The organism is Bradyrhizobium sp., assembly GCF_035701725.1.
Lineage (GTDB): Bacteria > Pseudomonadota > Alphaproteobacteria > Rhizobiales > Xanthobacteraceae > Bradyrhizobium.
In genome coordinates this window covers 1-7,980 of the sequence record NZ_DASSRP010000351.1, presented here as the reverse complement: position 1 = coordinate 7,980, position 7,980 = coordinate 1, and the positions used below count along the sequence as shown (strand labels likewise).

General features: G+C 63.2%; 8 protein-coding genes. 4 read left to right on the top strand and 4 right to left on the bottom strand.

Annotation, left to right across the window (positions count from 1 at the left end; all coding sequences use genetic code 11):
• Positions 1-100: 100 nt before the first annotated feature.
• Complete coding sequence (locus tag VFL62_RS20990; protein WP_325174303.1) at positions 101-1,300, bottom strand: amidohydrolase family protein; 1,200 nt, start codon at positions 1,298-1,300, stop codon at positions 101-103.
• A 100-nt stretch (positions 1,301-1,400) separates the two neighbouring features.
• Here VFL62_RS20990 and VFL62_RS20985 point away from each other — a divergent pair, with 100 nt between their 5' ends.
• The 3 genes from VFL62_RS20985 (at position 1,401) to VFL62_RS20975 (ending at position 3,966) form a co-directional block, all read left to right on the top strand.
• Positions 1,401-1,961: a gluconate 2-dehydrogenase subunit 3 family protein gene (locus VFL62_RS20985; protein WP_325174302.1), complete on the top strand. Its 561-nt coding sequence runs from the start codon at positions 1,401-1,403 to the stop codon at positions 1,959-1,961.
• 1 nt (position 1,962) lies between these two features.
• Positions 1,963-3,531: a GMC family oxidoreductase gene (locus VFL62_RS20980; RefSeq protein WP_325174301.1), complete on the top strand. Its 1,569-nt coding sequence runs from the start codon at positions 1,963-1,965 to the stop codon at positions 3,529-3,531.
• A 246-nt stretch (positions 3,532-3,777) separates the two neighbouring features.
• Positions 3,778-3,966: a hypothetical protein gene (locus VFL62_RS20975; protein WP_325174300.1), complete on the top strand. Its 189-nt coding sequence runs from the start codon at positions 3,778-3,780 to the stop codon at positions 3,964-3,966.
• Positions 3,967-4,081: 115 nt separating this feature from the next.
• Here VFL62_RS20975 and VFL62_RS20970 read toward each other — a convergent pair whose 3' ends face one another.
• Positions 4,082-5,596, bottom strand: a complete 1,515-nt coding sequence (locus VFL62_RS20970) for an amidase (protein WP_325174299.1) — start codon at positions 5,594-5,596, stop codon at positions 4,082-4,084.
• 360 nt (positions 5,597-5,956) lie between these two features.
• Here VFL62_RS20970 and VFL62_RS20965 point away from each other — a divergent pair, with 360 nt between their 5' ends.
• Positions 5,957-7,141: an amidohydrolase family protein gene (locus VFL62_RS20965; protein WP_325174298.1), complete on the top strand. Its 1,185-nt coding sequence runs from the start codon at positions 5,957-5,959 to the stop codon at positions 7,139-7,141.
• A gap of 10 nt (positions 7,142-7,151) precedes the next feature.
• Here the strand turns inward: VFL62_RS20965 and VFL62_RS20960 are convergent, their stop codons facing one another.
• Entirely contained in the window at positions 7,152-7,862 is a 711-nt protein-coding gene (locus VFL62_RS20960) for an ABC transporter ATP-binding protein (RefSeq protein ID WP_325174297.1), read from the bottom strand.
• Positions 7,855-7,959, bottom strand: coding sequence for a hypothetical protein (locus tag VFL62_RS20955; RefSeq protein ID WP_325174304.1), 105 nt, complete (start codon positions 7,957-7,959; stop codon positions 7,855-7,857). The genes VFL62_RS20960 and VFL62_RS20955 overlap by 8 nt, the downstream gene beginning before the upstream one ends.
• Between the last annotated feature and the right edge of the window lie 21 nt (positions 7,960-7,980).

Genomic DNA, 7,980 nt, shown 5'->3' with positions numbered 1-7,980 from the left:
CCTGCGACAAACGCAAAGCGTTTGCGCAAGGGAGCGAATGCGACGAAGCAATCCAGTCTTTCGCTGGATCGCTTCGCTGGCGCTCGCGATGACGAGGTTATCAATGCCCCCCAACAATCTCCGGCACCTTGGTCGCGGGCGGGGTGTTGCGGCTGCGCTGGGTGCGCACGATGCCGTCGATGATGGTCATGCCGATGCCCGGCAGGTCGCCGAGGCGAACGCTGTCGAGCAAAGTCTTGCCGGGCGAATGCTGCGCCTTGTCCATGATGACGAAGTCCGCCGCGCGGCCGACCTCGATCAGGCCGCAATCGAGCGCGCGCATCCGCGCGGTGTTGCCGGTCGCCAGGCAAAACGCGATTTCGGCCGGTAGTTCGCCGAGCGAGGACAGCATCGACACCATGCGCAGGATGCCGAGCGGCTGCACGCCGGAGCCGGCCGGCGCATCGGTGCCAAGAATGACGCGGTTAAGCTCGTTCATCTCGCGCGCGGTGCGCAGCGTGAACAGCGCGGAGCGTTCGTTGCCATTGTGCACGAGCTCGAGCCCGCGTTTGCAGCCCTCGCAGATGCAGCGGATCTGGTCGTCGGGCAGGGCGGTGTGGCCGCCATTGATATGGCCGACCACGTCGGTATCGGCTTCAAGTACGACGTCCTTGTCGATCAGGCCCGAGCCCGGAATCGACGGGCCGCCGGTGTGGATCGTGCTCTGGATGCCGTATTTGCGCGCCCATCCGACCATCTTGCGCGCGGTTGGGCCGTCCTTGACGCCGCCAAGGCCGACTTCGCCGAGCAGCTTGACGCCGGCGGCCGCCATTTCCTTGAAGTCGTCCTCGACCATTTCGCATTCGATCACAGGCGCGCCGGCATGGACCTTCACGCCGCCTGGCCGCAGCGTCCAGAATGCGCGCTGCGCGAAGATCGCCATCGCCTTCAGCCCGACGACGTCGCGCGGTCGGCCGGGCATGTGTACTTCGCCCGCGGAGATCATGGTGGTCACGCCGCCGTGCAGATAGGAATCGATCCAGTTGATCTGGTTCTGCCGCGGCGTCCAGTCGCCGGCGACGGGATGAACGTGGCTATCGATCAGGCCGGGTGCGAGCGTGGTGCCGTTGGCATCGACAGTCGTGGTCGCGCCGGCGAGGTCGAGGTCCTTGAGGCGGCCGATGCCGGTGATCTTGCCGTTCTCCGCGATGATCGTGTCGGCATCGAGAATCGGCTTCTCCAGCGCGCCGGAAAGCATCAGTCCGATGTTGCGGATGACAAGCTTGCTCGGTCCGGTTGGCTGGGCTGCATCGTGGGCCATCGTTTTATCCTTGACTGTTCATTGGAGCTGGCAAGTAATACCGCGCATCCATCGCTTCATTACAAAAATAATACAAACATAGCTCCGGGAGGAGAAGACCATGGAAAGCATTGGTCGGCGTGGTTTTGTGAAGGGCGCGACGCTGGGAGCGTTGGCTTTCACGGTCGGCGGGGTCGAGATCCTGATGACGCCGAACGAGGCGAGGGCGCGCAACGTGCCGTTCCGCCTGCTCGACGCGCATCAGGGCGAAACGCTGGAGGCGCTCGGCGAAACGCTAGTGCCAAAGGCGCGCGAGGCGGGGATCGCTCATTACATCGATCAGCAGCTATCGGTGCCGCCGCAGGAATCGCTGCTACAGGCTCGCATCTTCAATTTCCGTCCGCCATTCGCCGACTTCTATCGCAGCACGATCGTCATGATCGATGGCGCGAGCAAGAACGCATTCGGCAAGGAATTCGCGCAACTCACGGCCAAGGATCAGCACGAGTTTGTCGACCGCATGCGGCAGAACAAGATCGAGGACTGGAACGGTCGTCCGGCGGCGCTGGCCTATGCGGTGCTGCGCGCCGATGCCGTCGATGTGGTCTACGGCACCATGGAAGGCTACGAGGCGCTCGGCATTCCCTACATGCCGCACATCGCTCCGGAAAGGAGGTGGTGAGATGGCGTTCGAGAAAGTAGATGTCGTCATCGTCGGCGCCGGGGCGTCGGGCTCGGTCTATGCATCCGTATTGGCCAAGGCCGGGAAGAAGGTTGTGCTGCTGGAAACCGGACCTGATTGGGAATTGTCCGATCTGATCAGTTCGGAGATCTGGGGCCGCCGCATCAAGCCGGCCGGTCCGCCGATCCTGCTCGACGGCAAGAATCCGATGGGCTACGTCGCGCAAGCCGGTTGGGGCTCAGGAGGTGCCACGCTGCACTACTACGCTAATTTTCCGCGGCTGCTGCCGACGGATTTTCGGATGAAGAGCGAGCACGGCCGCGGCCATGACTGGCCGATCGCTTATGAAGATGTCGCGCCGTTCTGGGACAAGGTAGCGCGCGAGATCGGGATGTCAGGCGATGCCAAGGCCGAAGAGCGCTGGCGCCCCGCCGGCGAGGCTTATCCGATGCCGCCGATGAAGACGTTCCGCAACGGCGATATCTGGACCAAGCCGCTGGAGGCCGCCGGCATTCCGATGGTGCCGGCGCCCGTCGGCATGAACTCGACCGAGTTCAAGGGACGTCCGGCCTGTCTCTATGACGGCTGGTGTCACGTCGGCTGCCCGATCGGTGCGCTTGCAAATCCGCAAGTCACATATCTCGGCGATGCGCGCAAGGCCGGCGCGGAACTGCGGGCCTTTTCGACCGTGACGCGCGTTCTTACCAATCAGGCCGGTACGCGTGTGACGGGCGTCGAATATTATGACGACAAGCATCAAAAGCAGGTCCAGGAAGCAGGCGTCGTCATCCTCGCGTCCTGGTCGGCGCAAAATCCGCGCCTGCTGCTGAACTCGGCGACCGACAAGCATCCGAAAGGCCTGTCGAATGCCTCGGGGCTCGTTGGCCATTTCATGATGTCGCACACGGTGGCATCGACCTGGGCGCTATTCGGCGAGGACGTGCAGAATCACATGGGCACGATTGCCGTGCAGTATATGTCCTATCAGCATTATCCGAAGACCAGCCAGAAGGATGCGTTTGGAAGCACGTTCTGGACCGCCGGTTTTGCGCTCAAGACCACCGATCTCGCCAATTCGCGTTCCGATCTCTTCGGCGGCGAACTTGACGACTACATGAAACGCGCGGCGCGCCATCTCACCGGCATCAAGGCCTTCGGCGAGGAATTGCCGGCGATGGAAAATCGCGTTGAACTGGTCAGCGACAAGGACGAATTCGGCATGCCGCTCGGCAAGCTGACCCATACCTTCCAACCGGACGCCGTTGCGCTGTGGAACGCCAATCTCGACGACGGCGTGAAGGTCGCAAAGGCGGCGGGAGCCAAGCAGGCATGGCCGGCGCGCGGAGCGATCCCGACCAGCCACCTGCTCGGTGGCACCATCATGGGCACGGAGGCGTCCAACTCGGTCGTCAACAGCTACGGCCAGAGCCACGAAATCCCCAATCTCTGGATTGCTGGGCCGGGCATTTTCCCGACCGAAGGGGCATCGAATCCGACCTTTACGATCTTTGCGTTGTCGCAGCGGGGCGCCGAACGCATGGCGTCGCAATGGGGGACACTGACGAACTGAGGGTCGACGTCATCGCGATGCCTCGACACCCGGTGCCCGCGGCGGTCAATTCCGCGTGAGAGCGTTTGAAGCTGCCCCCGATGTGACCCATTTGTGACGGCGGGCGGTGCTCATGATCGCGTCGGCGATCATGTCATAAAAGCATCAGCCAATTGGGGGAATAACGCCGCTCGTCAAGGAGTCAGATGAGGGACGGCTTTGCCGAGCCTTGTCGCTTGCTGCAGCAGCGTGACCAATGAAGTGATGATGAAAGAGACGCAAGGGGCGCCAGATCAGATCGACCAGGAAATCCTTGCCGCGGATGCGCTCGAGCACGCGCGCCTCTTGCCCCCCGGTCCTGAACGCAACGAAGCTCTCAAGCGCGCCAGTCTCTTGCGATGCAGCGCCGATGCGCGCGGGCCGGTGTTCGCCAAGCGCGGCCGGCCGCGGAAGTGAGCCGCATCGACATCCCCCGCACAGTCCTCTGATCGCCCGGTCGACTCGGGCATTTTTTCGGCCACGGTCCGATCGAATGAAGAGAAAACGGCCCGTCGCTGCCGCATGCCTTCGGCTAAACCGCCGTTGGCTTCTTCCAGCCACCGAACGTCAGTTCGAGATGACGGGCGAAGGCGAGTGCGACATCTTCCCGCCAAGGGCGCGCGGCGACCTGCACGTTGAGCGGAAGCCCTTCAGGCGAAGTGCCGACGCGCACGGTGGCGCTTGGCCATCCCGTCAGATTGTACATCTGGGTATAGCCGAAGCCGCGGCGGTTCTGTTCTTCGAAGCTCGTGCCGTGCAGCACGGCCGGATACGGCGCGACCGGCGAAAGAATGGCATCGTAGTTTTCGATGAAGCGCAGCATCGAATTGCGAAACGCATCCCAGCGTACGAAGGCGGCGAGCGCCTCGGTGGTGGTGGCAAAGGCGGGCGCAACGGAAGTGGCAAGCGCCTGTTCGAACAGCGGCGAGATCGGGTCGCTGCCGATGCTTTTGAGAAAGGCGCGCGTGCCCGCGCCGCCGTCGCCGCGGCTCATGTCGTGGTACACCGTCGCGGCCTTCGCGGCATCCGGCGGGCGGTTCTCCTCGACCTTGACGCCGGCATCGGCCAACGCCTTGGCGCAGTCGCGCACGGCGGCGCTGATCTCTTTGGTGGGCGATGCGGCCCCGTCGTCATCGAAGTAGGCCAGTTTCAATCCGCTCAGCGTAACGGCTTTCGGATCGAGCAGGGGCATGCCGACGATCGAATGATCGCGGAAGTCGGGACCGGCGATGATCGGCAGAGCGAGCGCGAGGTCGTCGACCTTGCGCGCGATCAGGCTGACGTGGAACACGGCGTTCCGCGCACCCATCGGCATCGGGAATTGTCCTGTGCGCGGCACGCGGCCTGACGTGGGCTTGATCGCGGCGAGACCGCAGAAATGCGCAGGGATGCGGATGCTGCCGCCGGCGTCGGTGCCAAGCCCGAGCGGCGAGCCGCAGGCCGCGACGATCGCGGATTCACCGCCGCTGCTGCCGCCCGGCGTGCGGGCGAGGTCGTAGGGGTTGTTGGTGCGGCCGTAGACGAGATTGTCGGTCTCGATCGCGCCTGCAAGTTCCGGCACGTTGGTCTTGCCGAGAATGATCGCGCCGGCCGCCCGCAGCCGCGCCACGGCGGTGGCATCCGCCTTCGGCACGTAAGCGGCGCGGCCCTTGGTGCCGCCGGTGCAGATCACGCCTGATGTCTCCAGCGTATCCTTGATCGTCACCGGCACACCATGCAACGGCCCCTTGACGTCGCCGCGCGCCAGCGCCGCATCGGCTTCCTCCGCTTCCTTGCGCGCCGTCTCAGCGGTTAATTGCACGACGGCGTTGAGCTTGGGATTGACCCTGGCGATCTGCTCCAGATGCGCTTCCACGATTGATTGCGAACTGAGCTGTTTGGAGCGGATGGCGTCCGCCAATTCGGTCGCCGATTTCATCGTGATGTCATTATCCATGGCGGTCATCGCCTCCGCTTGATCGATCAGGCCCACGCGCCCCGCCGCTGCAACCATGCCGGCGGCCGCCGCCGTACCCAGAAAATCCCGCCGTCCCCACTGGTCGCTCATCGTTCGGCTTGCCTTTCCGATTATCAGGCGATCAAAACAGCTAATTCCGTTTCACTTCCCCATGCAAGTTCCCGGCCAGCGTGACTGTTTTTCCGCAGGCCGCGGCCGTGCATCGGACATGATTGAATGGCGATACGAAAAGCCTAGTGTGGCGGATCAGAAGTCCGCATTATCCATGCCGCGAACTCGCAATGCGGACTTCTGGTCCAAAGCCACACTAGTTCGATCATTTTGCCAGCGTCCTTTCGATTCCGAAGTTCGAAAGGTGGCTCCGAAAATTCTACGAACTTCGGCATCAGGACACTAGACTGTCCGTTGATTTCGGACAGCAAGAAGCCGCGACAGGGAAGGAAGCGTGACATGATGAACCGGCGTCAGTTTGTGGGCAGCACGGCGGCAGCGGCGCTTTTCGCCGGAATGCCGCGCGCTTTTGCCGCCACCTATGATCTCGTCATCAAGGGCGGCCGCGTGATCGATCCGTCGATGGAGCTCGACGCGACACGCGATATCGCGATTGTCGGCGGCAGGATCGCAGCGATCGAGCCGAGCCTTGCGGCGGATGCCGCCGAGACCATCGATGCGCGCGGCAAGATCGTGACCGCGGGCCTGATCGACATTCACACCCATGCCGGCCGCAGCAAGGAGGGCCCGCCGATGTGCCTCCAGGACGGCGTCACCGGCTGGGTCGATGCCGGCACGGGAGGGGCGGACAATATCGATGCCGTGGCCGCGATCGCGCGCGGAGCGCCGCAGATCGGCCGTTGCCTCGTCAACATCGCACGCACCGGCGTCATTGCCCCCGGTGGCGAACTGCACGACATCAATGCGGCCAATGTCGCGATGGCCAAGGCGGCGATCGAGCGCAACCGCGATGTGGTCGTCGGGGTCAAGGCGCGCTTGTCTGAAAACGTGACCGACGCCAACGACCTCGAAGCGTTGCGCCGTGCGCAGGAGGTCGCGACCGCGTTCAATCTGCCGGTGATGATTCATGTCGGGCAGAACTATTCGCCGTTGAGGTCTATTGTGGCGTTGCTCAAGCGCGGCGATATTATCACGCACATCTATGCGCCGGGAAAGAACGGCATTTTGGACGAGAAGGGCATTTTGCAGCCTGAAGTAATGGCTGCGCATCGCCGCGGCATCATTTTTGACTTCGGCAACGGCGTTTCCGATCATTTCGATTGGGATACGGTTGAAAAGGCGACCAAGCAGGGCCTGTGGCCTGATACGTTCTCGACCGACTGGAACACGGCTTCGAAGAAGAGCGGCGTCGTCGATCTGCCGAACGTGATGTCGAAACTCCTGATGTTCGGCATGCCGCTCAATCAGATCATTGCGGCTGCCACCGTCAATGCGGCGCGTTGTTTCCCGGCATTCGACGACCGCGGCACGCTCAACATCGGCGCGCCGGCGGATGTTGCCATCATGGAGTTGCGGGAAGGCAATTTCGAATTCCTCGACAATTACAAAGGCACCCGTAGTGGCCACCAGCGCCTATTCCCGTCGGGGGTGGTGCTCAACGGCAAGCGCGTGCAGTCGGCGTAACAAGCAGCCATCAGCCGCCGAGATAGGCCTCGCGAATGCGCGGGTCGTTGACGAGCTCCGCCGACGGCCCGGACAGCGTGATGACGCCGGTTTCGATTACGAAGGCGCGGCTCGCGATCTCGAGCGCCATCGCCGAGTTCTGCTCGACCAGCAGCACGCCGAGCTTGGTGCGTTTGTTGAGCTCGAGGATCTTGTCGAACACCTGTTCGATCACGATCGGCGCGAGGCCTAACGAAGGTTCGTCGAGCATCAGGAGGCTGGGGCGGCCCATCAACGCGCGGCCGACCGCGAGCATCTGCTGTTCGCCACCGGATAGCGACCAGCCGCCTTGCTTGAGCCGCTCCTTCAGCCGCGGGAACAGGTCGAACACCAGCGCGAGGTCTTCTTCGACTTCGGCCTTGTTGCGGGCGCGCGAGGCCGTCCCGGTAATCAGGTTTTCCTCAACGGTGAGCCCCGGAAAGATCCGCCGACCCTCCGGACAGTGTGCGAGGCCCGAACCGACGATGTCTTCGACGGCGGCGTTCTGGATCTGCTCGCCCTTCCAGGAAATCGTGCCGGCCGTCGGTCGCACCAGTCCGGAGATGGTTGAGAGCGTGGTGGTCTTGCCGGCGCCGTTCCCGCCGATCAGGGCGACGATCTCGCCGATGTCGACGCTGAACGAGATGCCCTTGAGCACCTCGATATGGCCGTAAGACACGTGGAGATCATTGACCTTAAGCATGACGGTGCCGCCTGCCGAGATAGGCCTCGATGACCTGCGGGTTGCGCTGAATATCCGAAGGCGCGCCCTCGGCGATCTTCTTGCCGAAGTCGAGCACCGTCACCCGGTCGCTGATGCC